Annotated in this window: 1 pseudogene; it reads left to right on the forward strand. The window is 61.3% G+C overall.

What is annotated here, in order from left to right:
• Positions 1 to 66: 66 nt before the first annotated feature.
• Positions 67 to 426, forward strand: a pseudogene (locus EN780_RS37920) (Tn3 family transposase); the annotation flags it as partial.

Below are 426 nucleotides of genomic sequence, written 5' to 3' on the forward strand. Positions count from 1 at the left end.
CGGGTGGATCGTGCAGCACTTCTAAACTGGATGGCGACCGAGCTTTGCCCTGGCGGAGCATCGGTCGTGGCGATGCTGGAGGCAGTCTTTCTCTGGTGCCGGGATCGCCAGATCTTCGGGCCGTCGAGCAAAGAGATGGAACGGCTGGTCCGTTCCGAGCGGCAACGGTTCCTGGAAACGTTCCTCGGCAGCGTCGCCGACCGGCTTCTTCCGGAAACAGTTGATCTGATGGAAACATCACTCGCTGATCCGGAAAGCCCGACAGGATTCCACACGATCAAGGGCGACGCCTGGGCCGCGACGCTGGAGAATATGCTCGGCCTTGCTGACCTGTTGGCCCTCATCAAGAAGCTTAATTTACCGAGGGATATGTTGACGGGCGCCGGCAAACCCTGGATCGAGCAGATCGTGCGGCGGGGCGGCGCC

This window comes from Mesorhizobium sp. M4B.F.Ca.ET.089.01.1.1, assembly GCF_004022605.1.
GTDB lineage: Bacteria > Pseudomonadota > Alphaproteobacteria > Rhizobiales > Rhizobiaceae > Mesorhizobium > Mesorhizobium abyssinicae.